This window comes from Bradyrhizobium sp. SEMIA, from assembly GCF_014844175.1.
Classification (GTDB): Bacteria; Pseudomonadota; Alphaproteobacteria; order Rhizobiales; family Xanthobacteraceae; genus Bradyrhizobium; species Bradyrhizobium arachidis.
Genome location: NZ_CP046601.1, coordinates 206,570 through 229,488 on the forward strand (window position 1 = coordinate 206,570; position 22,919 = coordinate 229,488).

The following is a 22,919-nucleotide window of genomic DNA, read 5'->3' on the forward strand; positions in this document are numbered from 1 at the left end:
GCGCTGCGAAATTTCGCCACCATGTCCACCTGCGCTCGGCACGGGTTTGGCGCGAGGATCTTGCGACATGATGTGCCGTTCGATCGGCAGGGTCTTTGGTCTGCTCTGTTCTGTCACCATCGGCGCCACGGCAATGGCCCGTGCAGACGAGGCGTCCAACGACCGCGTCATCGCCGAGAAGACCGAGATCATCGCGGGCGATCCGACCAATGCGGTTGCCTATGAGCTGCGCGGCGAAGCTTACTACCTCAAGCGCGACTGGACTCGTGCCTTCGAGGATTGCGGCGCTGCGATCCGAATCGATCCGAATTTCGGGCGCGCCTATAACTGCCGCGGCCGCGCCTATTCGGCGAAAGGCGATCGCGATCATGCCATGGCCGATTACAACGAGGCCATTCGCCTCGATCCCGGCTATGGACCGTCCTACACCTCCCGCGCCCTCGAATATCTCAACAAGCGCGATTTCGATCTCGCGATCACTGGTTTCACCGAGGCCATCGAGCGCAATCCCAAGCAAGCCTATTTTGCTTTCATCAAGAGGGGCGAAGCGTACGCAGGGAAGGGCGACACCGATCGTGCCGTCGCCGACTACAACGAGGCGATGCGGCGCAATCCCGCCGCCGCATGGCCCTACGAGCTGCGAAGCGTCGTCCATTTCGACAAGGGCGAGATCGACGCGGCTCTCGACGACTGCAACACCGCCGTCCGTCTGGAGCCGGGGAATGCCGGCGGCCACTATTGCCGGGCCATCGTTCTCCTGAAAAGGAACGACATCGACAATGCCATCCACGAGCTCGATGACGTCACCAGGATCATGCCGTCTTTCGAGAAGGCATATCTCGCACGCGCCCTCGCCTGGCACAGAAAGGGCGACGATAAGCGTGCCATTGCCGATTTCGACGAAGCGATTCGGCTGCAGCCGGGAAATTCGGCCGCCTACAACAATCGCGCCGCCGCGTTTCGCGACATGGGTGAGAACGAACGTGCGCTCGCCGACTACAACGAGGCAATCCGGCTCGATCCCAACAACCAAATCGCCCTGGCCAATCGGGGCATCCTCTATATGAAACTGTCCGACGCCAAACATGCGCGCGCGGATTTCAACAGCGTGCTCGCGCTGCCGCCGACCGACAAATGGGCCGTGGACACCGCGCGCGAAGGGCTTGGCTTTTTGAAGTGACGGCGAAGGCGTCACTCTTGCGCGTCAGCACACCGTCGGCAGCAGGCGCCGGACTTCGTCGAGCAGTTCAGCAACCGCCGTCTCGTCGCCCGCGAGGTGCCTGAGCAGCGCGCTCTGGAACAGGCCGTCGAACAGCGCATAGAGCGCAGCAGGTGACGACGCCGGCCGCTTGCCGCCGAGTTCGGCATAGCGCGAGGCGATGCGCCAGATCATCGCCTCCAGGCTCTTGTCGATCTCGAGCACGTCCTTGCGGAACGCCGCCTCGAACATCGCCTGCGAGCGCAAATCGTACCAAAGCCGGTGCATGCGGGCTTCGTTCTGCAGCGTTGCTGCGAGCTTGGCGAGGAAGCCCTCCGTCAATTCCTCGCGGCTCGTTGCCGTTGCGACGACCTCGTCATATCGCGTCACGCACTTCGCCTTGTAGTGGCGCACGCAGCAGCAGATCAGGTCGAGCTTGTCGCTGAAATAATAGTGGAACACGCCGTGCGTGAACGCCGAGTTCTGCGCGATCTCCCGCAGGCTGGTGCGGGCGAAGCCGAGCTCTCCGAGGGTTTCGAGCGCAGCCTCGGCAAGCTCGATGCGCCGCGCGTTGAACTTCTCGTCGCGCAGCACCTCGGCCGCATCGGCCACACGCCGGGCCGCCCCTGTCACCTGCCGCGCCATGTCGTCCTTTCCTCAGTCCCGTTTTTTCAAGGGCTTAAACCGCGTCGACCGCGGAATAGCTCCGCCTCCTCACAACCACTTCCTTAGACAACTGTCAAATTCGATCTTGACAAGTGTCAAGATTCTGGCGGAGGCTCCCGCCAATAATTTGGACAGTCGTCAAGACGTCCGGCCATGGAGGAACGCTTCGCTGGGTGCCGCCGAAAGGCCTGCGCCCATCGACTTGGTGCGCGTCGATGGACGCAGCACGAATCAATCACCAGCAACGGAGGAGTGCGTCATGAGCGGGAAGAGCCTTGCAGGCAGGAAAGCCCTGGTCACCGGCGGTGCTCGGGGAATCGGCGCGGCCATCGCGCAGGCGCTGGCGCGCGCCGGCGCCTCGATCATGATCGCCGACATTCTGGAGGAGGCCGGCCGCGCCAGCGCAGCGGGAATCGCGAAGGAAGATGTCGCGACGGGCTTCGTCCAGCTCGACGTCACCGACGACGCACAATGGGAGCGGGCGGTGGCCAAGACTGTCGCCACCCTCGGCGGCTACGACATCCTCATCAACAATGCCGGCATCGAGATCACCTCGCTGGTCAGCGAGATCAGAGCCGAGGATGCGCGGCGGATGTGCGACGTCAACATCGTCGGCACCGTGCTCGGCATGAAGCACGCCTTCCGCGCGATGCGGCCGGGCGGAGCGGCGGGGAAGGGCGGCGCGGTCGTCAACATCGCCTCCGTCGCGGCGACGATCGCCTTCCCGAGCATCGCTGTCTATTCCGGTACCAAATCCGCGGTCGATCGCATGACCAGGGTCGCCGCGATGGAGGCCGGCAAGCTCGGTTATGGCGTGCGCGTCAACTGCATCTATCCCGGCCTGATCCCGACCGACATGGGTATGCAGCTGGCCAACGACATCGTGAAGATCGGTCTTGCGCCCGACGTCAACGCCGCGGTCGGCTCGGTGGTGGAGCAGACGCCTCTCGGCAAGCTCGCCGAGGTCGGCGACATCGCCGACGCCGCGGTGTTCCTGTGCTCGAACGAGGCGCGCTTCATCACCGGCATCGGACTGCCGGTCGATGGCGGCATGGGCATGTGAGGCAAAAAACCTGACAACGAACATTTCGGAGGAACGCAATGAGCGCGAAGAAGCCCGTCATCGTCTATGGCGCGTCCGGCTACACCGGCCGTCTGGTCTGCGAATACTTACGCGAGTATAACATTCCCTTCATCGCTGCCGGCCGCAGCGCCGGGAAACTCAACGCCGCGATGAAGGCGAACGTCGCCGGCATCGAGACCGCCGACTACGAAGTGGTGGAAGTGCCCCACACCGTGGGCGCACTGTCGGAGTTGTTCAACGGCGCCTCGGTGGTGCTCAACACCGTGGGCCCCTTCGCGAGGTTCGGCGGCGAGGTGGTGCAGGCGTGCTGGGCTTCCCGATGCCACTACACCGACACGACTGGCGAGCAGGACTGGCTGATCACGCTCGAGCAGGAGTGGGGCGCCAAGTTCGCCAATGCCGGCCTGCTGCTCGCGCCCGGCATCGCACAGATGTACACCACCGGCGAGATCGCCGCGCAGCTGTGCCTGGAGACGCCCGGCCTCGATACGCTCGATATCGCCGTGTTCTGGGGCGGCAGCCCGACCATCGCCTCGACGCAGACCATCCTGGTCAATGCCGCGATGGCCAAGGCCTACTATCTGGAGCAGAACAAATATGTCGAACATCAGCCCGACGCCGGCCTCTACAACCTCGCCATCCCCGGCCAGCATGAGTTGGCATTGGCGCTGCCCTGGGGCGGCACCTCGCACCCGGTGTGGTTCAAGCGCGATCCGCGCGTAGCCAACGTCAAGGTGTTGGGCGGCGTGTTCAACCGCGCACTGATGCTGGGCGTGCCGCAGATCGTCGCCGCTGCGCTGGACGCGACCAAGGACATGAACCCCGACGACCGCTACGCCGCGTTGGCGCAGACCGCCGCCGGCGTCATGAACACCATGCCGCCGCGCGAGAACCCGCGTGTCAACAAGTCGCTGGATTCGGTGCATGCCTCCGGCCCGCTGGGGCGCGCGCACTGCGTCATCAACGGCAACAGCAATTACAAGCAGACCGGCCTGCTGCAGGCCTATGCCGCGGCGCACCTGCTGCAGCAGCCGCCCAAGCGCGTGGGCTTCGCCTCCGGCTGCCAGGCGTTCGGCCATCACGAGCTGCTCGGGCAATTGCGCAGTTTTGGTCTGGTCAGCAAGCCTGTTCTGACCGTACACGATTAACTAGATCGCGGGGGGCGCGGCTTGTCGCGTCACCCGCTGCCACTTCGGGGGCGACCATGCGCTTCATCGATTACCTGGACAAAGGTGCCTCGCTCGGCCCGGATGCGCCGTGCCTCACCATGGATGGGCGCGACCTCAGCTATGGCGAGGTGCAGCAGCTCAGCTATCGCATCGCGCGCGGGCTCGCGCGTTCGGGGATTGCCGCCGGCGAGAAGGTCGCAATCCTCTCCGGCAACGATCCTGTCGCCTTTGCGTGCGTGTTCGGCCTTTCCCGCGCTGGCTCGGTCTGGTGCCCGATCAATCCGCGCAACGAGGCGGCCGAAAACCGGATCATCCTCGACCAATTCGACTGCAGCCTGCTGCTGTTTCATTCAAGCTTCGCGCCGATGGTCGAAGCGGTGCGTGCAGAGCTGCCGAAGCTGCGCGCCCTCGTCTGCCTCGATGCTGAGTTGCCCTTCGCGCCATCGTTCGACGGCTGGCTCGCCGGCCTTTCCGACGACCCCTATCAACGCGAGACGGTCGACGATCTCGCGATGATTCCCGGCACGGGCGGCACCACCGGCAAGCCGAAGGGGGTCATGCTGTCGGGCCGCAACATCGAGGCCATGACGGCCCTGACGCTGATGGGCTATCCCTTCAAGGGCCGTCCGGTCTATCTCGCGCTCGCGCCCTTGACCCACGCGGCCGGCGTGCTGTGTTTCCCGATCATGGCGCTCGGCGGCCGCATCGTGATCATGCATCACCCCGACATTGCCGAATTCCTCGATCTGATCGAGCGCTACGGCGTCACGCACACCTTCCTGCCGCCGACGGTGATCTACATGCTGCTCGATCATCCCAAGCTCGGCTCCGCCAACCTCGGCTCGCTGCAATGCTTCTGGTATGGCGCGGCGCCGATCTCGGCCGCGCGGCTTGCGGAGGCGCTCCGGCGTATCGGGCCTATGGCGCAGTTGTTCGGTCAGACCGAAGCGCCGATGATGATCTCGATGATGGCGCCAGATGAGCATTACAATGCCGACGGCACCATCGCGATGGAGCGCCTCGCTTCGGCCGGGCGGATCAGCCCGCTGGTGCAGGCCGGCATCATGGATGGCGACGGCAACCTGCTGCCATCAGGCGCGCGCGGCGAGATCGTGGTCCGCGGCTCGCTGGTGATGCAGGGCTACTACAAGAATCCCGAGGCCACGGCGGAGGCCTCCGCGCATGGCTGGCACCACACCGGCGACATCGGCTACATCGACGACGACGGCTACCTCTATATCGTCGATCGCGCCAAGGACATGATCATCACCGGCGGGTTCAACGTCTACTCGATCGAGGTCGAGAACGCGCTGCGGGCGCATGAGGCGGTGCAGGATTGCGCCGTGATCGGGCTGCCCGATCCGAAGTGGGGCGAGCGGATCGTGGCCGTGGTGCAGCCCCGCGCCGGCCAGCGGATTGACCCCGCGGTGCTCGCCGCCTTTGTCAAGGAACAGATCGGCAGCGTCAAGACGCCGAAGCAGATCGAGGTCTGGGACGATCTTCCGCGCTCAAAGGTCGGAAAGGTCCTGAAACCGGACATCCGTGCGCGATTGACCTGATTGGGCTTGCCCGTGCGCCTCGCGCGAGGCGTAGGCGATCCTGTTCGGTACTGTCGGCCACAACTGCGGCCCAAGGCCGCCCAACCGCTTTCTTTGAGTGTGGTCAGAGGGTGCGCGAGAGATAGCGCACCGTCTTGCTGCCATTGTGGATGTTGGCGCTGCCGACCTCGGCAAATCCCAGAGCGGCGTGAAACGCATCCGACGCCGGTTCGCCGGCTGCCGATTCACTTCGCAGACGATGCGATCGTGTCCGGCCTCGGTTACGCGAGCGAACAGCTCGGCGTAAAGCCGGCACCACCGTCTAGCAGCAGCCCCGGATTTCAACAGCGTGCTCGCGCTGCCGCCGACCGACAAATGGGCCGTGGAAACGGCGCGCGAAGGGCTTGGTTTTTTAAAATGACGCGAGAGCGGCGTGCGCCGGCTTCGATCGCTCCGGCAGCATGGGGTCGCGTGCCCGGAATGACGGTCGGGTGACCGGTGGCCTCACGCTTCCTGCTCCGTGCCGCGACCAGAAAATCCGTCCACGCCGCCGCCGGTTCGAGTTTGACCATGTATTCAACGATATGCGCGTTCGCCGCGATATCTCCTAAAGGCTAAAGCATGATCCGGAAAAGTGCGCAGCGGTTTTCCGAAAAGATCATGCGCAAAATGATGCGTGACAGAAAGCCGTACCTGAAAGCCAACCCAACATAACAGTTGCCGGATCGGCGCTCCGCTTCGCTGCACTTGTCCGGGACGACGGCGGGTATGTGGCAGCGTGCGGGCTACACCGCCGCACAGCCTTCATTTCTTCAAATTGCGCCGCAATTGATGTATCGAGATAAGCCAATCGTCACGCTGTGACGGCACAACGCGCCAGGCCTTTCACTTGGACGCGCCTTTCATTTGGAGATATTCCGATGTCGCTCGATTCGGACATCATCGTCGATCGCCGCAGGATCCGCCGCAAGCTGACGTTCTGGCGCGTGATGGCCGCGCTGATCGCGATCGCTGCGATTGCGGGCTTCGCGATGGTCGCAACGCCCGGCGCGCGCGGCACCTTCGCATCCGCCGGGTCGATCGCGCGGGTGCAGATCGAAGGCCTGATCCGCAGCGACTCCGACCGCACGCAGGCGCTGGAGCGGCTGGAGAACTCGCAGGCCGCCGCCGTCATCGTTCACATCAACTCGCCGGGCGGTACCACCGCCGGCTCCGAGCAGCTCTACGATTCGCTCGTGAGGCTCAAGGCGAAGAAGCCGCTCGTCGTCGTGGTCGAGGGTCTCGCCGCCTCCGGCGGCTACATCACCGCGATCGCGAGCGACCACATCATCGCGCAGCAAAGCTCGCTGGTCGGCTCGATCGGCGTGCTGTTCCAGTATCCCAACGTCGCCGAGCTCCTGAAGACGATCGGCGTCAAGGTCGAGGAGGTCAAATCCTCGCCGCTGAAGGCCGCGCCGAACGGTTTTGAGCCGACCAGCCCTGAGGCGCGGGCCGCGCTCGATGCGCTGGTGAAGGATTCCTATGCCTGGTTCAAGGGCCTGGTGAAGGACCGGCGTGGCATGGATGACACGCAGCTGGAAAAAGTCGCTGACGGCCGCGTCTTCACCGGACGCCAGGCGATCGATCTCAAGCTGATCGATCAGATCGGCGATGAGAAGACGGCGGTGACCTGGCTGGTCGAGCAGAAAGGCGTCAAGAAGGGTCTTTCGGTGCGCGATTACAAGCTCCAGCCGCGCTTTAGCGATCTGCCATTCCTCAAGACTGCAGCCGCTGTGACGCTGGAAGCGCTTGGTTTAGGCGCGATTGCGCATCAGATCGGGCAAACTGGGGTGATACAGGCCGTGGATCGGGTCGGAATGGATGGAATGCTGGCCCTGTGGCAGCCGGCGGCGTCGAATTGACGGGAACCGGGCGAGGTCTAGAGGATTTTCCCGTCTGGCGGGTGGCCCGTCAGCCCGCTTTTCCGGCATTTGTCACGTATTTTCCCGACACTCAACCTTGATTTAGCGTCTTGACAGATCACAGTATTTTCACGGAAATGGTCATCCGCACGCTTCCGGGTCCTATCTCTCGATGATCAAATCCGAACTTGTTCAGCGTATCGCCGAGCACAACCCGCATCTGTACCAGCGGGATGTCGAGAACATTGTGAATGCGATTCTCGAAGAGATCGTAGCGGCCCTCGCGCGCGGTGACCGCGTCGAGCTGCGCGGTTTCGGTGCCTTCTCGGTCAAGCATCGCCCTGCACGCGCCGGGCGCAATCCGCGCACCGGCGCCCATGTGCCCGTCGACCAGAAGAGCGTTCCGTTCTTCAAGACCGGCAAGGAAATGCGCGAGCGGTTGAACCGCGACCATCCGGATCCCGGCGCTGCAGACTAAGGCTGTCGTCGGCGCTTAACCGAACGGCCGCATGATGCGGCAGCAAGCTTGATTCAAGACGAGCGATCGCGATGCGAAAGTTCCTGACCGCGCTGATCGTGATTCCGCTGGGCCTGATCCTGGTGACCTTCGCCGTCGCCAACCGGCACTTCGTCACGGTCTCCTTCGATCCCTTCGTCACCGACGATCCGTCCTTCGCGGTGACGCTGCCGCTGTTCCTGCTGCTGATCCTGGTGGCCGCCATCGGGGTCGTCGCCGGCGGCTGTGCGGTCTGGTTCGGCCAGCGGCGCTGGCGCCGCGCGGCGCGACGGAACGATGCGGATGCACGGGCTGCCCGGGTCGAGCTGGCCGATCTGCGGGCCCAAATGGCCGCCGCAAAGCCCGAATCCCAGCGCCTCCCCGTCCCCTCGGGGGTGGGCCTTTACGGGCCTATCGGGCGAGACAAGCAGCGCGCGACGTTGTAGAAGCGGCCCCGACCGAAAAACCCGTTTCCCGGCCGCCCCTTGCGGCCGCTACCCGCTTTGAGACCATGTCCCTGCTCGTCAAAATCTGCGGCCTGTCCACGCGCGAGACGCTTGACGTCGCGCTCGACGCCGGCGCCGACATGGTGGGGTTCGTGTTCTTTCCGCCGTCGCCGCGGCATCTGTCGCTGGAAGCCGGCCGTGACCTCGGCCGCCAGGTGAAGCGTCGCGCGCTCAAGGTCGCGCTCACCGTCGATGCCGATGACGCCACGCTCGACAACATCATGGATGCGCTGTCGCCGGACATCTTGCAGCTGCATGGCAAGGAGAGCGTGGCGCGGCTGCGCGACATCAAGCAGCGGTTCGGCCGCCCGGTGATGAAGGCGGTGCCGGTCGCAACCGCCGCCGATCTCGCCGTGCTGCCCGGCTATGCCGCAGTCGCCGACCGCATCCTGTTCGATGCGCGGGCGCCGAAGGATGCGACCCGGCCCGGCGGCCTGGGCGCGCCGTTCGACTGGCACCTGCTGGAAAATCTCGATCTGAAATTGCCCTACATGGTCTCGGGCGGGCTCGATGCCGGCAACGTCGCCGAAGCGGTCCGCGTCACCCGCGCCGGCGGCGTCGACGTCTCCTCCGGTGTCGAGAGCGCACCCGGCGTCAAGGATCCGCAGCTGATCGAGGCCTTCATTCGCGCCGCGCGCGCCACTCAAGAGTTGAGCGTACGATGAACATCGCCAAACCAAACTCCTACCGCAGCGGGCCCGATGAGCGCGGCCATTTCGGCATCTTCGGCGGACGCTTCGTCGCCGAAACCCTGATGCCGCTGATCCTCGATCTGGAGAAGGCCTACACCGCGGCCAAGGCCGATCCAGGCTTCCAGGCCGAGATGAACGGCTATCTCAAGAACTATGTCGGCCGGCCCTCGCCGCTCTATTTCGCCGAGCGTCTCACCGAACATCTGGGCGGCGCCAAGATCTACCTGAAGCGCGAAGAGCTCAACCACACCGGCTCGCACAAGGTGAACAACGTGCTCGGCCAGATCATGCTGGCGCGGCGCATGGGCAAGAAGCGCATCATCGCCGAGACCGGCGCCGGCCAGCACGGTGTCGCGACCGCGACGCTGTGCGCGCGCTTCGGCCTCGAATGCGTCGTCTATATGGGCGCCGTCGACGTCGAGCGGCAGCAGCCCAACGTCATCCGCATGGAGATGCTGGGCGCAAAGGTGTTTCCGGTGCAGTCGGGCACGCGCACGCTGAAGGACGCCATGAACGAGGCGTTGCGCGACTGGGTCACCAACGTGCACAACACGTTCTACTGCATCGGCACGGTCGCGGGTCCGCATCCCTATCCGACGCTGGTGCGCGACTTCCAGTCGATCATCGGCAACGAGACCAAGACCCAGATGCAGGAGATCGAGGGTCGCCTGCCGGATTCGCTGGTCGCCTGCATCGGCGGCGGCTCGAACGCGATGGGCCTGTTCCATCCGTTCCTCGACGATCCCTCCGTCGAGATCTTTGGCGTCGAAGCCGCCGGTCATGGGCTGACGCAGCTGCATGCGGCTTCGATCGCGGGCGGCCGTCCCGGCGTGCTGCACGGCAACCGCACCTATCTCTTGATGAATGAAGACGGCCAGATCCAGGACGCGCATTCGATCTCGGCCGGCCTCGACTATCCCGGCATCGGCCCCGAGCATTCCTGGCTGCACGAGATCGGCCGCGTCAATTATCTCTCCGCGACCGACGACGAGGCGCTCGCCGCGTTCCAGCTGCTGTCGCGTCTCGAAGGCATCATCCCCGCGCTCGAGCCCGCGCACGCCATCGCCAAGGTGATGGAGCTCGCACCGAAGCGGCCGAAAGACCACCTGATGGTCGTCAATCTCTCCGGCCGCGGCGACAAGGACGTCCCGCAGGTCGGCGACATCCTGAGGGGCAAGAGCAAGTGACCACGCGTATCGACACCCGTTTCGCCGAGCTGAAAAAAGCGGGGCGCTCGGCCTTCGTCACCTATGTGATGGCCGGCGATCCCGATCTCACGACTTCGCTCAATATCGTCAAGGCGCTGCCCAAGGCAGGCGCCGACGTCATCGAACTCGGCATTCCCTTCACCGATCCGATGGCGGATGGTCCCTCGATTCAGGCGGCAGGTCTGCGCGCGCTCAAAAACGGCATGACCTTGAAGAAGACGCTGGAGCTGGTGCGCGACTTCCGCAAGGACGACAACGTCACGCCGCTGGTGCTGATGGGCTATTACAATCCGATCTACATTTACGGGGTCGATAAGTTTTTGGCTGATGCCAAGACGGCCGGCGTCGACGGCCTCATCATCGTCGATTTGCCGCCGGAGGAAGATGACGAGCTCTGCATTCCTGCGCTGAAGGCGGGCTTGAACTTCATTCGCTTGGCGACCCCGACCACCGACGACAAGCGCCTGCCCGCGGTGCTCGCGAACACATCAGGCTTTGTCTATTACGTCTCCATCGCCGGCATCACCGGTGCAGCGGCGGCGGACGCCAATGCCGTCGGTGCAGCTGTCGCGCGCATCAAGCGGCATACCAAGCTGCCGATCTGCGTTGGTTTTGGCATCCGCACGCCGGAGGCGGCGCGCGCCATTGCCGAGAAGGCCGATGGTTCGGTGGTCGGCACTGCGCTGGTCGATGCGCTCAAGAACAGCCTCGATGCCGAGGGGCGGGCGACCGCCAAAACCGTTAACGCCGTGGCTGAGCTGACGGCAGCCCTGGCCCAGGGCGTCAAGGGCGCGAAACAGGCGGCCGAATAGGCCATAATTCCGCTTTAGCTCTTTAGTTTGAGCATGATCTTGTCGGAAAGCCGCTTCACACTTTTCCGGATCATGCTCTAACGCGGACGACACGGCGGCTTGCCGGGCAGTGGCCCGGCCGCCATATATCCTTTCAGGCGATCCCGCGAGGCGGGCTCGCACATCGGAGCAAACCATGAACTGGCTTACCAATGTGGTCCGGCCGAAGATCCGCAACATGCTGCGGCGGGAGACGCCGGAGAATTTGTGGATCAAGTGCCCGGATTCCGGACAGCTCGTGTTCTACAAGGACGTCGAGGCCAACCAGTTCGTCATCCCCGGCTCGAACTACCACATGCGCATGGGCGCGGTGGCGCGTCTGAAGTCGATCTTCGACAACGAGACCTGGTTCGATGTCGCGTTGCCTGACGTGACGCCCGATCCGCTCAAGTTCCGCGACGAGAAGAAGTATGTCGACCGCATCAAGGATGCGCGGGCGCGGACCAACCTCAACGACGCGATCAAGGTTGGCTACGGCAAGCTCGAGGGCGCGGCCGTCGTCGTCGCCGTGCAGGATTTCGATTTCATGGGTGGCTCGCTCGGCATGGCCGCGGGCGAGGCCATCGTGCGCGGGCTCGAGCTTGCGGTCGAGAAGAAGTCGCCGTTCATCGTGTTCGCCGCATCTGGCGGTGCCCGCATGCAGGAAGGCATCCTGTCGCTGATGCAGATGCCGCGCACCACGGTCGCGGTGCAGATGCTGCGCGAGGCAAAGCTGCCCTATATCGTCGTGCTGACCAACCCGACCACCGGCGGCGTCACCGCGTCCTACGCCATGCTGGGCGACGTGCAGATCGCCGAGCCCGGCGCGTTGATCGGTTTTGCCGGCGCACGCGTGATCGAGCAGACCATCCGCGAGAAACTGCCGGAGGGTTTCCAGCGCGCCGAATATCTGAAGGAGCACGGCATGGTCGACATGGTCGTGCATCGCCACGAGCTGCGTCCGACCCTGGCGCGGCTCTGCCGCCTGCTGACCAAGGCGCCGGCGCAAGATGGCGCCTCGAAAGCGGTGCAGCCAATCGTCAGCCCCGCGCAGATCGTGTCGGCCGCTGAGACAGCGCCGGCTGCGCCCCACGCGTGAACGCGTCCGCTGATAACGCAAAGCCGTCGCTCGACGCGTTGATCGGGCGGCTGTCGGCCCTGCATCAGAAGCGCATCGATCTGGGCCTTGAGCGGATGCACCGCCTGCTCGAGCGGCTCGGACACCCCGAGCGCAAGCTGCCGCCGGTGATCCACATCGCCGGCACCAACGGCAAGGGCTCGACGCTCGCTTATCTGCGCGCGACGCTGGAAGCCGCCGGCCTGCGCGTCCACGCCTACACCTCGCCCTATCTCGTCCGCATCAACGAATGTTTTCGCCTTGGTCGCGTCGGTGGCGGCGCGCTCGTCGGCGACGACGAGCTGCGCGCGGCGCTGGAAGAGGTCGAACGCGTCAATGCCGGCGAGGCCGCAACGGTGTTCGAGCTGAAGACCGCTGCCGCCTTCCTTCTCTTCGCGCAGAACCCGGCCGATGTCGTGCTGCTCGAAGTCGGCCTCGGCGGCCGGCTCGATTCGACCAACGTGATCGACGCGCCAGCGGCCTGCGTGATCACGCCGGTCAGCATGGACCACATGGATTTCCTCGGCGACACGCTGACGTCGATCGCCGCTGAGAAGGCAGCGATCATCAAGCGCGGCGTGCCCGTGATTTGCGCCGAGCAGATGGGCGAGGCGATGGCCGTGATCGAGGCGCAAGCCAAGCGCATGCGCGCGCCACTGTTTGCCGCGAACGAGAGCTGGCACGTCAATGTCGAGCACGGACGCCTGGTCTATTCCGACGAGCGCGGCCTGATGGATCTCGCCGCACCGCGCCTGTTCGGCCGCCACCAGTTCGACAATGCAGGCCTTGCGATCGCGACGCTGCGCGCGATCCCGAATTTCAGGATCAATCACGCGGCATTCGAGGCCGGCATCGTCGGTGCGGAATGGCCGGCGCGGATGCAGCGCATCACCACGGGCGCGCTGCTTCCTTGGGGGCCGCAGGGTTCGGAGATCTGGCTCGACGGCGGCCACAATGCCGAAGGCGGACGCGTTGCGGCCGCCGCTCTCGGCGATCTCGAAGAGCGCGTGTCGCGGCCGCTGGTCGTGATCGCCGGCATGATGGCCAACAAGGACGCGCTGGGCTTTCTCGCCAATTTCGCCGGCCTCACCCGTCACATCATCGCGGTGCCGATCCCCGATACCGAAAATCGATGCCGGTCGACCGCCTCGCCGATGCGGCGCGCAGCCTCGGCATGCGGGTCGAGCCCGCGCCCGGCATCGAGCCTGCGCTCCGCGCCCTGGCGAAGCTGGCTTACGAGGTGCCCCCGCGCATCCTGATCACCGGCTCGCTCTATCTCGCCGGGCACGTGCTCGCCATCAACGGCACGCCTCCTGCATAGTCGGTCTCGTGTCCCGGACGCGGTGCAGCGTGCAACGCTGCTCCGCTGAACCGGGACTCAGCATGCCGCGACATGGCCCCCGGCTCAGCAGCGCACCACTGATGTGCTGCGCCGCGTCCGGCGCACGAGAGTGAGGACAACAATGCGTTTTGCCGCGATTGCCGACGTCCACGGAAACTATCTCGCGCTGGAGGCGGTGCTCGCCGACATCCGCGCCCTCGATATCACCGACATCGTCAATCTCGGCGACATGCTGAGCGGACCGCTCGATGCGCGTCGGACCATCGAGATATTGATGAAGCTCGACGCCGTCCACGTGCTCGGCAATCACGACCGCTATCTGCTCGACCGTCCGCCGGAAAAGATGGGCTCGTGGGACCGCCCCGCGCATGCACAGCTCAATGCGGTGCAGCTCGACTGGCTGCGCGCGCAGCCGATGACGCGGGTGTTTCGCGATCAGGTGTTCCTCTGCCACGCAACGCCTGACAACGATGAAGTCTACTGGCTCGACACCGTGCATCCCGATGGCACGGTGGCGCTATCGCCGCTGGACCGCATCGAGCAGCTCGCGCAAGGCGTCACGCTGCCGCTAATCCTCTGCGCTCACACCCATCTCGCCCGCGCGGTGCGCTTGCGCGACGGCCGGCTGATCGTCAATCCCGGCAGCGTCGGTAGCCCCGGCTATCGCGACAAGCATCCGTTCCCGCATGTCGTCGAAGCCGGCACGCCGCACGCGCGCTATGCGATCCTCGAACTCTCTAACGGCGCCTGGCAGGTGACGTTCCGCCACGTCGCGTACGATCACGAGACGATGGCCGCGCTCGCACGCCGCAATGGCCAGGCGGAGTTGGCGAACGCGCTGGCGACGGGCTGGATCAAATAGCTACGGGTACTTCAACAGCTTCATCGGATCGGCCACCTTCTGTTTCAACTGATCGAAATTGCATTGCCGCGGTGCCTTGTCGGGGCGCCAGCGCAGGATCGAGGTGCCGTGGCGAAAACGCTCGCCGCTGAAATGGTCGTAGCAGACCTCGATCACCAGCTTTGGCTTGAGCGGGCACCATTTTGCGGAGCGCTCGGTGGACCAGCGGCTCGGCCCGCCCGGCGCGTTGCCGGTGAAGCCGGGCTCGCCGATCAACGCCTCCAGCCGATCGGTCAGAGCAGGCTTTGCCGCGGTCTTGATCGCCGAGGTAAAGCCGACATGATGCAGTAGCCCTTTGTCGTCATAGAGTCCGAGCAGCAGCGAGCCGACCACCTTGCGGCCGGCGAGCTTGTTGGTGGCGTAGCGGAAGCCGCCGACCACGCAATCGGCGCTGCGGAATTTCTTGATCTTCTGCATGCCGTCGCGGTTTCCCGCCTGATAGGGCAGGTCGACGCGCTTGGCGATGACGCCGTCCGAGCCGCCGCCGGATTGCGCCAGCCATTTTTTCGCGGTGGCGTAGCTCGGCGTCGTCGGCGAGAGGCGGAAGATGCTGCCCTTCAGATGGGCCTTGGCAAATGCTTCCAACGCCGGCCGCCGCTCGCTCAGCGGCTTTCCGGCAAGCTGCTTCTCCCTGGCTGTCGCGAGCAGATCAAAGGTGAGATACAGCGCCGGCGTCTCCTGCGCGAGCTTCGTCACGCGGCTTGCGGCGGGATGAATCCGCTGCAGCAGCGCGTCGAAGGAAAAGCCCTTGCCCTGCGGCACCACGATCTCGCCGTCGAGCGTGAACGGGTCCGCTCTCAGCTTCAAGGCAGCGCTGACGATCTCGGGAAAATAGCGCGCGAGGTCCTCGCCGGATTTCGAGCGCAGATCGATGCTGCCGCCATCACGCGACAGCAGGCAGCGAAAGCCATCCCATTTCGGCTCGTACTGCCACTCCTTGCTGCGCGGGATGGCATCGACCGACTTCGCCTCCATCGCGACGAGCGAGGTGGATTTTCCCGGGCGTTTTTTGGGAGGGGCGGGCAAGGGTGGGACTCGTCATACGCAAGACACGTCCCGTCAACGCAAACGGCCGGCATTTCGCCGGCCGTTGTCGAAAATAATAGCGGCTCGGGTGGATCAGACCGCGGAGGTGATCCACTGCTGCAGCTTCGCCTTCGGCGCCGCGCCGACCTGGCGGGAGGCCATCTCGCCGCCCTTGAAGATCATCAGGGTCGGGATCGACATCACGCCGTACTTGGACGCGGTCTTCGGGCTCTCGTCGACATTGAGCTTCACGATCTTGACCTTGTCGCCCATCGCGCCGGCGATCTCGTCGAGGGCGGGGGCGATCATGCGGCAGGGGCCGCACCATTCGGCCCAGAAATCGACGACCACGGGGCCGTTCGCCTTGAGCACTTCGGCTTCGAAATCGGCGTCGGAAACCTTGCTAACGGCCATTGGAGTACCTCACTCGGTTGAAAGAATCGGCGCGGATGGGAATCGCGCCCGGGATCATGGCGTCAACCTATGAACGGCCCCTTGCCGGGTCAAGGACGCTCACACCGAGATGAAGGGATGCCAGCGCCGCGTCCAGCGCGGGGGCCGAAATCTCCATATATTCAAGGGCCTCGGTCCAGAGCAGGACGGCCCGGATGGGCTTTTGGGGATAAAGCCGGGCCAGCACCGCCCGGTAAAGGGCAAGCTGCCGGACATAGGCCGCCGGCGCCTCAGCCGCGCTCTTGGGCGCGGCCTGGTTGGTCTTGAAATCGACGATCAGAACCTCATCCGGACGCACGACCAGCCTGTCGATCTGGCCCGACACCAGCGCCGGCGGCCGGCCCGGCCGTTCGAGCTTGCCGACGATGGCAACCTCCGCCCGGCTGCCGGCGGCGAAGACTGGGGCGAAGCGCGGCTCGGCGATCAAGGCGAGCACCTTGTCGGCGAGCGCGATGCGATCGCCCTCCGTCCAGTCCGAGGCGTTGCGCGCCATGAAGCCGAGCGCGGCCTCGCGCCGGCGCTCGGTGGCAATGTCGGGCAGGGATTGCAGCAGTCGATGCACCAGCGTGCCGCGCTGCAATGCCAGCGCGCGGGACTGGACCGATTCGCCTGATCGCACCGAGCGGCCTTCCTCGGCCGACTGGCCGGAGGGGCGCACGGGATCGTCGTCGGCGGTTTCGCCGGGCGCCGGTGTCCGCAGCCAATCCGGCAATGCGATGGACTGGTCCACGGCCGTCGCCGGCGTGCCGAGCGCAGCGACATCCTCGGGCCGCGCGAATCGGGTCACCTTGCCGAGCGGCGTCTCGACTGTCTCCTTGGCAAGACCCGAGCCGGTGAGCCCGGTGTCGATCAGGTCGTACCAGCTCAGCTTCCGCACCGTCCGCATGTTGCCGGGCATGCATCCGCCGACGATCAGCCGGTCGGCCGCGCGCGTCATCGCGACATAGAGCAGGCGGCGATATTCGTCCTCGGTTTCTTCCAGCATCGCCTTGCGCGCGTCTGCGACGGGCTTGGGATCGTCTGCCTTGCGCCCAGCCCAGACCACCACCTCGCCGCCATTGCCGCGCGGCACGTGGATCAGCCGGACCCGCTGCGAGTCCGCGGGCGACGACGTGGTGTCGACCATGAACACGACCGAGGCCTCGAGGCCCTTGGCGCCGTGCACGGTCATCACCCGCACCTCGTCCCGCGAAATCTCCATGTCGCGCTTCACCTCGGTGTCGGCCGAGCGCAGCCAGGCCATAAAACCCTGCAGCGAAGCCGGCGCCTTGCGCTCATAGTTCAGCGCCAGCTCCAGGAATTCGTCGAGCGCGTCGTTGGCCTCATGGCCGAGCCGGCGCAGGATGCGCGCGCGCCCGCCGTCGCCGCCGAGCAGCCAGGCGTAGAACGCGAACGGCGTCTCCTCGCGGGCACGGATTTCGCAGGCTTCCAGGCGCCGCTGCACCGTCGTGAACTTCTCGCTTCCAGCCGCATGCTCGCCGAGCGCGCGGCGCAGCGGTCCCTTGCGGCCATGGGCGAGCTGAAACAAATCGTCGTCGTCGAGCCCGAACAGCGGACTCTTCAGCGCGACCGCGAGCGCGAGATCGTCCTGCGGCAGCAGCAGCGCGTCCGCAAGATTCATCAGGTCGATGATGCCGATGTGCTCGGTGAGCTTGAGCCGGTCGGCGCCGGCGACCGGGACACCAGCGTGCTTCAGCGCCTGGATCACCGCATCGAACGCATTGCCGCGCCGGCGCACCAGGATCAGCATGTCGCCGTAACGCAAGGGACGGCGCTCGCCTGCGTGCCCGGTCAGCGTGCCGCTCTCGACCAGCCGCTTGATCTCGGTCTGGATGCGGCGCGCGAGCTTGACTTCGGGGCTAGTGGCGGCAACGCCATCGAACGGCGCGCGCCAGCCCTCGATCTCCTGCCGGTCGTCGGCCTCCGCAAGGTCCCACAGCTCGATCACGCTGGGTCCGGCGTCGGCGAGCGAATTGTGCAGAGGCTGGCCAATGTCGACCGAATGGATGCTCTTGTAGATCTGGGGCTCGCGGAAGACGTGATCGACCGAGTGCAGGATCGCGGCGCCCGAGCGGAACGAATAGGTGAAGGCGACTGGATCGAACTTCAGCCCTGCAGCGGTGAATCTGCGGCCTAGCTCCCGCTTGCGCGTATCGAATTCGTGTGGGTCAGCCCCCTGGAACGAGAAGATCGACTGCTTCTCGTCGCCGACGGCGAAGACCGTGCGGTTCAGTCCCTCGCGCGCGCCTTCGCCGGCCGTGAACTCCGAGATGATGTGCGCGACGATGTCCCATTGCCGCGGGCTGGTGTCCTGGGCCTCGTCGATCAGGACATGATCGACGCCGCGGTCGAGCTTGTAGTGCACCCAGCCCGAGGAGACGCGGTTCAGCATCGCCAGCGTCTTGTCGATGAGGTCGTCGTAGTCGAGCAGGCCGCGTTCCTGCTTCTCGCGGCGGTAGTTTGCCGCGGCGGCAGTCGCGATATGCAGGAGCGCCGCGGTGCGGTCGCGCATGGTCACCGCGCGGCGCTTCTCGATCAGTCCAGCGAGGCGTTGCGCCTCGTTCTCGAACAGGCGCGCGACGGACGGATTGTGCTCACCGAACTTCTTGGTCAGCACCGCCTTGCGCGACAGCTTCTCGTCGGTGAGGAAGACGCAGAGATAGGCATCGACCTGCGCCGCGCCGGAGAACACTTTTGCCTCGCGGAGGCGGCTGGCCTGGTCGTTGTCGGACTTGCTGCCATCCTCCAGCGCAAAGGCGATGTCGTCCCAGCGCGAGCGCGGCAGGAACGGGCCGTCGAGAATCTCCGTCTCGACGTCCTCGATGCGGTCGCTGGCATCGACGCCCAGAACCGCCGCCATCTGCGCGGAAGCGGCTTCAGCGTTGCCGGCCTCGTCGGTCCAGGCCATGAAATGGTCGCGGCTCAGGCACGCCTCGCGAACGACCTCCTTGAAGGTGACGTCGGCGGCGCTCGCCATCGCCGTCAGCAGCGCGCGGCCGGTGACAGTCTCCGGGTCGCGTGCGGCCTCCAGCAGCACCTTCAGGTTGGCGCGCTCCATCATGTCGGTCTGGTCGCGCTCGTCGATCACGGCGAAGCGTGCCGGCACGTTGGCCTCGAATGGAAACTGCTGCAGCAGGCGGGTGCACAGCGCGTGGATGGTCTGCACCTTCAGTCCGCCCGGCGTCTCCAGCGCGCAGGCAAACAGTTTTCGCGCGTCGCGCCGCAATTTGCGATCGGGGTGGGGGATGCCGACGGCGCGGATCGCGGCATCGAGGCCGGTATCGTCGAGCGTCACCCAATGACCAAGCGTGGTGAACACGCGCTCGGCCATGTTGGCGGCGGCGGCCTTGGTGAAGGTGATGCAGAGGATCTTTTCCGGTGGCACGCCCGACAGCAACAGACGGATCACGCGCTGCACCAGCACATGCGTCTTGCCCGAGCCGGCATTGGCCGACACGAAGGCCGACGCAGTGGGATCCGACGCACGCGCCTGACGCGCGCGCACCTCGTCGGGAATCGGGCGAGGCAGCTTTACCATTCCTCGATCCCCAGGCCGCCGGCCGCGGACCATTCCTTGATCCGGGCGAGATCGTCATAGGCGCCGTAGCGGTTGGTCCACATCGGCAGGTTCAGCGAGGTGTAGGGCTGGTTCTCGTCCTCGAACGCGCGGATCAGCGCCTCCAGCTTGGCCCGCGCTTCCGCAGCTGCGGTGTCCGGCGGCTGCGGCTCGTCGCCCGGCTTGTATTTGAGCTCGAGGATGCGCTCCTCCCCGGGCGGATTGTTGCCGCTGAGGCGCACATAGACGAGCTGGCTCACGGACGAACCGGCGTCGATCTCGGGGAAACCGCCCTCGCGCAGGATCGCGGCCTCCAGCGTGAGCTGCGGCGACAGGCCCATGCGGACCTGCTTGCCGGTCGGCGGCTGGCCGGTCTTGTAGTCGAGGATGGCATAGCCGCCGCCCTGGCGCCGCTCGATGCGGTCGGCGCGGGCGGAGAGGCGGAAGCTGCGGTTGTTGTCGAGCGTGATCGAGATCTCGCCGCGCGTCTCCGCCGTGATTGAGCCGATCGCATCGCGCCGCGCGGTCTCCCATTCGCCGAACCAGCGCGCGATGCGCTGGAAACGCGGCCACCACAGCGCCCGCGCCTCGGGCCGTTCCATCAGCGGCGCAAAATGCTTCTCGCCGATCGCGCGCAACACGCGGGCGGGTTCGTCGGGCAGGCGCGTCGTATATTGCTCCGTGAACTCGCCAATCGCATCATGGATTGCCGAGCCGCGGTCGGCGGCCGAGAGCGGCATGTCGACGGGATCGAGCGCATCGAGCCGCAGGATGTATTTTGCGTAGATCGTGTAGGGGTCGCGCAGCCAGTCTTCGATCGCGGTCACCGACATGCTCAGCGGCCGCGTCGCGCGCGGTGGCCGCGGCTCGGGCTGCTTGATCGGCCTGACCTCGGCGGGCTGGTCGAGCGCGCCCGCGAACTGCACGTACTTCTCGCCGGCGCGGATGGCGGCCTTCCAGAGCTCGTCACCCGCGACTGCTTCGAGCCGATGCAGGAAGCGCGAGGCTACCGCCGGCGCGCCGCCCGCCTTGGCGGAATGGGTGAGGATCACCTCGTCGCCGCCGAGCAGTTGCGCGAAGTCGTGCGCGGAGAGGCCGATGCGGCGTTCCGGCAGATCGAGGCCCAGCTCATGCCGCATCGGCCGGCTCAGCCAGGGATCGATCCGCGGCGCGGGCGGCCAGACGCCTTCGATCAGCCCGCCGACGATGATGCGGTCGGCCTGCATCAGACGCGATTCCAGCGGGCCGTAGATCTGCAAGCGCGCGCCCGGCTTGTCGCGCCGCCGCACCGCGCGATCGCTGAACGCGGTCTGGAACACGTCGGCATAATCAGGCAGCGTCACCATCAGTCCGCTGGTGGTGCCGCCGCGCAGCAGATCGTCGAAGGCGGAAGCGAGTGCGAGGCCTTCGCGCTCCTCGAAGGCGAGCGGAATGCCCTGCTCGTCGCGCGACAGCTCGATCATGATCTCGCGATGCCGGTGCGCGAGCTCGGCAAAGTCGAATGGCTTTGACGATGCGAGGCTCTCGATCGGCGCCAAGGCCTTCTGCAAGGTGTCGATCAGCGTCTGGATACGATCGAGGTCTTCGGCCTTGAGACGTGCGCGCGGCTCGGCCTTGTGGAGTGCGGAGAGCTCGCTACGCCACAGCTTTGTCAGCTCGTCGCGAAAGCGATTGAACTCGCGCAAGAGGCCGCCCGTGCCCGCAGGCGGGCGCGTGCCGCGCAGCACCGCGAGCTCAAGGCTCTCGATCGCCATCTTCCACGCGCTGGGCGCGCGGCCGAGCCGGCACAGCGGATGTTTCAGCATCGCCAGCAGCGTCGGCGGTTCCAGTCCCTTGGTCGCGGCTTCCGCCACCAGGCGTGCAAAGACGCCGGCGGAGGTTTCCATCAGCACGTCGCCGCCGGAATCGTCGAAATCGAGATTCCATCGCGTCAGTGCCGCCATGACCCGCCGCGCCAGCGCGCGATCCGGCGTCACCAGCGCTGCGGACTTATCGAGATGCCGCGCCTCGCGCATCGCAATGGCGATCGCGAGCGCTTCCATCTCGGGATTGGGGGCTTCGACCACCGCGAGGTTTTTCATGCCGCCGGCGATCTTCGCGGCGACATCCGGCTGCTTCAGCCGATCGTGCCAGACTTCGGTCTTGGCCGACGGCCGCATCGATTCGGAGGCGAGCAGATCGCGGCCGCCGTCCGCCGGCGGCTGCAGGATCTCGACGTCGCTGCGCTTGATGCCGAAGCGATCCAGCAGCGCGTGCATGGCATATTGTGGATGGTTCGAGGCCGGATGCTCGGCGAACTTGCCGAGCGAATCGCGCACGCCGCCGATGGTGCGCCAGGCATCGTCGTCGAGATCGGTGTCGAGGCCCGGCAGCACGACCGCGCCATGCGGCAGCGAAGCGACCGCATGCAGGAATTTTGCGGTGGCGGGCATCGAGCCGGTCGAACCGGCCGCAATGACGGGGCCATGAGGATGTGCGGTCAGGCGCCTTGCTTCGGCAGCGATCAAGAGGTCGCGCCGCGCCGCGGGCTCGATGCGGTTGATCTCGGCCAGATGCCCAGGCCAGGCGATGCGGGCGATGCGCAAAAATTCGAGCGAATGCTGCCAGTAGCGGTCGAGCATGTCAGGCACGAGCCCGTCGAGCGCGCTCCAGTCGATTCCGCGCGTGACCATATCGTCGATCAGCCGCGCGAGATCGCCGGCCAGCGCCAGCGTCGAGGCGGGCCCGCCGACAACCAGCGGCGACAGCACCGGGCCCTTGGCCCACGCCGCGACGAGCTGCGCCAGTGTCAGCCGCCGTTCCAGCTCGCCGAGCCGCGGCGGAATGTCGAGCGGCGCCAGGCCCGAAAACTGCTCGCCTTCGTCGGCGAAAGCGAGCTCGTCCTCGTCGATGTCACCGAGCGCGACGATGCGCGGCAGCACCACGGCATCGGCCTTCATCTCGTCGAGGAAGATCTCGCGGACGACGCGCATGGCGCGCCGTGTCGGCAAATACAGCGTCGCGTCGGCCAGCCGCGCCGGTTCCTTGCGCGCCTCGAATCCATCGACCAGCCGGCCGTCGAGCAGGCTCGAGACGACCGTGCGCAGGAATGGAACTGAGAGGGGAACGCTGACGACGCGCATGGGCTGCCTGATTCGGAGATCACGGCAATATAGGGAGGCGGGCGCGAACGGTCATGGGCTGGGAGCGAGTCGTCCCCGCTGTTCGACCAGGACAGGTGCCGTAGGGTGGGCAAA

The 22,919-nt window shown here is 65.7% G+C and carries 17 protein-coding genes and 1 pseudogene; 13 read left to right on the forward strand and 5 right to left on the reverse strand.

Annotated features, from left to right (window positions below; translation table 11 throughout):
* The first annotated feature begins 67 nt into the window (after nucleotides 1-67).
* A complete protein-coding gene (locus tag FOM02_RS01070) occupies nucleotides 68-1,180 on the forward strand; it encodes a tetratricopeptide repeat protein (protein WP_027561597.1) in 1,113 nt (370 codons plus the stop codon).
* 24 nt (nucleotides 1,181-1,204) lie between these two features.
* On the opposite strand, the gene FOM02_RS01075 is transcribed toward FOM02_RS01070, so the two are convergent.
* Nucleotides 1,205-1,843, reverse strand: a complete 639-nt coding sequence (locus FOM02_RS01075; RefSeq protein ID WP_035730566.1) for a TetR/AcrR family transcriptional regulator — start codon at nucleotides 1,841-1,843, stop codon at nucleotides 1,205-1,207.
* A gap of 280 nt (nucleotides 1,844-2,123) precedes the next feature.
* Between FOM02_RS01075 and FOM02_RS01080 the strand changes: the two genes are divergently transcribed.
* From FOM02_RS01080 to FOM02_RS01140, 12 genes and pseudogenes are all read left to right on the forward strand, one after another.
* Entirely contained in the window at nucleotides 2,124-2,927 is an 804-nt protein-coding gene (locus FOM02_RS01080; protein WP_027561595.1) for an SDR family NAD(P)-dependent oxidoreductase, read from the forward strand.
* Nucleotides 2,928-2,965: 38 nt separating this feature from the next.
* Nucleotides 2,966-4,096 (forward strand): DUF5938 domain-containing protein, encoded by a 1,131-nt coding sequence (locus tag FOM02_RS01085; RefSeq protein ID WP_027561594.1) that lies wholly within the window; start codon nucleotides 2,966-2,968, stop codon nucleotides 4,094-4,096.
* 56 nt (nucleotides 4,097-4,152) lie between these two features.
* Nucleotides 4,153-5,676, forward strand: a complete 1,524-nt coding sequence (locus FOM02_RS01090) for an AMP-binding protein (protein WP_027561593.1) — start codon at nucleotides 4,153-4,155, stop codon at nucleotides 5,674-5,676.
* An 899-nt stretch (nucleotides 5,677-6,575) separates the two neighbouring features.
* Nucleotides 6,576-7,556: a signal peptide peptidase SppA gene (gene sppA, locus FOM02_RS01100; RefSeq protein ID WP_027563875.1), complete on the forward strand. Its 981-nt coding sequence runs from the start codon at nucleotides 6,576-6,578 to the stop codon at nucleotides 7,554-7,556.
* Nucleotides 7,557-7,728: 172 nt separating this feature from the next.
* Nucleotides 7,729-8,034 (forward strand): integration host factor subunit beta, encoded by a 306-nt coding sequence (locus FOM02_RS01105; RefSeq protein ID WP_008539997.1) that lies wholly within the window; start codon nucleotides 7,729-7,731, stop codon nucleotides 8,032-8,034.
* A gap of 71 nt (nucleotides 8,035-8,105) precedes the next feature.
* Complete coding sequence (locus FOM02_RS01110) at nucleotides 8,106-8,498, forward strand: lipopolysaccharide assembly protein LapA domain-containing protein (protein ID WP_027563876.1); 393 nt, start codon at nucleotides 8,106-8,108, stop codon at nucleotides 8,496-8,498.
* 65 nt (nucleotides 8,499-8,563) lie between these two features.
* On the forward strand, nucleotides 8,564-9,223 hold the full coding sequence (locus FOM02_RS01115) for a phosphoribosylanthranilate isomerase (protein ID WP_027563877.1): 660 nt from the start codon (nucleotides 8,564-8,566) through the stop codon (nucleotides 9,221-9,223).
* Nucleotides 9,220-10,437, forward strand: a complete 1,218-nt coding sequence (gene trpB, locus FOM02_RS01120; protein ID WP_027563878.1) for a tryptophan synthase subunit beta — start codon at nucleotides 9,220-9,222, stop codon at nucleotides 10,435-10,437. The genes FOM02_RS01115 and trpB overlap by 4 nt, the downstream gene beginning before the upstream one ends.
* Nucleotides 10,434-11,270 (forward strand): tryptophan synthase subunit alpha, encoded by an 837-nt coding sequence (gene trpA, locus FOM02_RS01125; protein WP_027563879.1) that lies wholly within the window; start codon nucleotides 10,434-10,436, stop codon nucleotides 11,268-11,270. Before trpB ends, trpA begins: the two co-directional genes overlap by 4 nt.
* Nucleotides 11,271-11,445: 175 nt before the next feature.
* Nucleotides 11,446-12,387 carry an acetyl-CoA carboxylase, carboxyltransferase subunit beta gene (gene accD / locus FOM02_RS01130; protein WP_027563880.1) on the forward strand — a complete coding sequence of 314 codons (942 nt, stop codon included), beginning with the start codon at nucleotides 11,446-11,448 and terminating at the stop codon, nucleotides 12,385-12,387.
* Nucleotides 12,384-13,726, forward strand: a pseudogene (locus FOM02_RS01135) (bifunctional folylpolyglutamate synthase/dihydrofolate synthase). The gene accD and the pseudogene FOM02_RS01135 overlap by 4 nt, the downstream one beginning before the upstream one ends.
* Nucleotides 13,727-13,868: 142 nt before the next feature.
* Entirely contained in the window at nucleotides 13,869-14,609 is a 741-nt protein-coding gene (locus FOM02_RS01140) for a metallophosphoesterase family protein (protein WP_027563882.1), read from the forward strand.
* Here the strand turns inward: FOM02_RS01140 and FOM02_RS01145 are convergent, their stop codons facing one another.
* The 4 genes from FOM02_RS01145 to addB form a co-directional block, all read right to left on the reverse strand.
* Entirely contained in the window at nucleotides 14,610-15,623 is a 1,014-nt protein-coding gene (locus tag FOM02_RS01145) for an ATP-dependent DNA ligase (RefSeq protein ID WP_027563883.1), read from the reverse strand.
* Between the two features lie 144 nt (nucleotides 15,624-15,767).
* Nucleotides 15,768-16,088, reverse strand: a complete 321-nt coding sequence (gene trxA / locus FOM02_RS01150; protein ID WP_008540017.1) for a thioredoxin — start codon at nucleotides 16,086-16,088, stop codon at nucleotides 15,768-15,770.
* A 67-nt stretch (nucleotides 16,089-16,155) separates the two neighbouring features.
* Nucleotides 16,156-19,665 carry a double-strand break repair helicase AddA gene (addA, locus tag FOM02_RS01155; protein ID WP_027563884.1) on the reverse strand — a complete coding sequence of 1,170 codons (3,510 nt, stop codon included), beginning with the start codon at nucleotides 19,663-19,665 and terminating at the stop codon, nucleotides 16,156-16,158.
* The gene (gene addB / locus FOM02_RS01160; RefSeq protein ID WP_027563885.1) at nucleotides 19,659-22,805 is read right to left on the reverse strand and encodes a double-strand break repair protein AddB; all 3,147 of its coding nucleotides are present in this window, start codon (nucleotides 22,803-22,805) and stop codon (nucleotides 19,659-19,661) included. The genes addA and addB overlap by 7 nt, the downstream gene beginning before the upstream one ends.
* Nucleotides 22,806-22,919: the final 114 nt, after the last annotated feature.